Origin of the sequence: Candidatus Allofournierella excrementavium (assembly GCF_048526665.1) — a bacterium.
Taxonomy (GTDB): Bacteria; Bacillota; Clostridia; order Oscillospirales; family Ruminococcaceae; genus Allofournierella_A; species Allofournierella_A excrementavium.
In genome coordinates, this window is the sequence record NZ_DBGFPE010000033.1 from 1 (window position 1) to 2,096 (window position 2,096).

Genomic DNA, 2,096 nt, shown 5'->3' on the forward strand with positions numbered 1-2,096 from the left:
AAGCCCAAGGAGGGATTGGTCAGCCAGTTGCTCCCCTTATTGTAGCTTAGGCACGAGATGGAGAGAAAGCCGGACTGGCTGCCCGGCTTTCCTGTCCAAATTTATTGTAATAGGAGGGAACTCCCTTGAAATTTTCCGAAATGCCCTACACCCGGCCCAATGTGGCCCAGACGGTGGAGCGCTACCGCGACATGGCCCGGCGGGCCCGGGCGGCGGCCTCCGGCAAGGAGCTGGTGGACCTGTTCCGCCTGCACAACCAGCTGGACGACGGCTTCGCCACCGCCTACCGCCTGGCGCAGATCCGACACACGCTGGACACCCGGGACGAATTCTACGACGCGGAGAACGACTTCTTCGATCAGGCGGCCCCCGAAGTGGGCAACGCCCAGCTGGAGTTTTACCGCGCGGTGCTGACCAGCCCTCACAAGGCGGCGCTGGCCGAGGCCTACGCCCCCATCCTGCTGGACAAGATGGAGCTGGCGGTGAGCGCCGCCTCCGACGAGGTGCTGGAGCTGATGCAGCAGGAGAACGCCCTGGCCAGCCGCTACCAGAAGATCAAGGCGGGCGCCCAGGTGGCCTTCGACGGCAAGACCCTCACCCTGCCGGGTCTCGACCCCTACAAGCAGAGCCTGGACCGGGCGGTGCGCAAGGCCGCCTTTGAGGCTGAGGGCGGCTTCTACGACCGCAACCGGGAAGAGCTGGACGACATCTATACCAAGATGATCGAAAACCGCAACGCCCAGGCCCGCAAACTGGGCTACGACAGCTACGTGGACCTCTCCTACAAACGGATGGGCCGCCTGGGCTACGGCCCCAAAGAGGTGGCCAGCTTCCGGGAGCAGGTGGCGAAGTACGTCACCCCGCTGGCCCATGAGTCCATGAAGGCCCAGTTCGCCCGCACCGGCATGGCCGACGCCAAATTCTACGACACCACCGTCTCCTTTGCCGACGGCAACCCCACCCCCGTGGGCACCGCCGACGAGCTGCTGGCCAAGGCGGTGCAGATGTACACCGAGCTCAGCCCCGAGACCGCCCGCTTCATCCGCTTCATGAACGAGAGCGAGCTGTTCGATCTGGTCAGCCGCCCCGGCAAGGCCACCGGCGGCTACTGCGAGACCATCCCCGCCTACGGCGCGCCCTTCGTGTTCTCCAACTTCAACGGCACCTCCGGCGACGTGGACGTGCTCACCCACGAGGCGGGCCACGCCTTCCAGGCCTGGGTGGCCGCGGGCCAGGGCATGTGCCAGGAGCTGGCCAACCCCGGCATGGAGAGCTGCGAGATCCACAGCATGTCCATGGAGTTCCTCACCGCCCCCTGGCACCACCTGTTCTTCGGCGGCAACGAGCGCACCACCGCAAAGTACGCCCTGGCCCACGCCGAGGACGCGCTGACCTTCCTGCCCTACGGCTGCATGGTGGACGAATTCCAGCACATCGTCTACGCCCAGCCCCACCTCACCCCGGACGAGCGCAACCGCGTCTGGCTGGAGCTGGAGCGCAAGTACCGCCCCTGGAACGACTTCGAGTCCCTGCCTTTTTACAGCCGGGGCGCGGGCTGGCAGCGGCAGCTGCACATCTACGAGGCCCCCTTCTACTACATCGACTACTGCCTGGCCCAGATGGCGGCGCTGCAGTTCTTCGCCGCCTCCCTCAACGACCGGGACGATGCATGGCAGCGGTATCTGGCGCTGGTGAAGAAGGCCGGCTCCGACACCTACGCCGGCCTTGTGAGCGCGGCGGGCTTCGCGGTGCCCTTCGAGCAGGGCGCCATCGAGCCGGTGGCCAAACAGGTGGCCGACTGGTGCGCCAAAAAGAATTTCGAACTGGCCTGAATCCCGACACATCTGCCGCCCCGGCCAAAACCGGGGCGGCTTTTTCTCTTATATAATGTATAGGGAAGGGCGTTTCGGGCCATGATTTTGGTGGGCCGAGGGAAAAATTAAAAAAATTGGAAAAAGGGGGTTGACTTTTGACCCGCAGGCTCGTATAATACTGTCTTGCGCCCCCCGGAAGGGAGCCGGCACCCGCCGGTCACCGGAAAGGCCGCCTCAAAAAATCGCAAAAAAGTGTTGACAAACAACACCGGATGCGATATA

At 64.1% G+C, this 2,096-nt stretch carries 1 protein-coding gene; it reads left to right on the forward strand.

Features of this window, described 5'->3' with window-relative positions:
- Window positions 1-125 precede the first annotated feature (125 nt).
- Complete coding sequence (locus ACMI1Q_RS08210) at window positions 126-1,832, forward strand: M3 family oligoendopeptidase (RefSeq protein ID WP_419503417.1); 1,707 nt, start codon at window positions 126-128, stop codon at window positions 1,830-1,832.
- Window positions 1,833-2,096 lie beyond the last annotated feature (264 nt).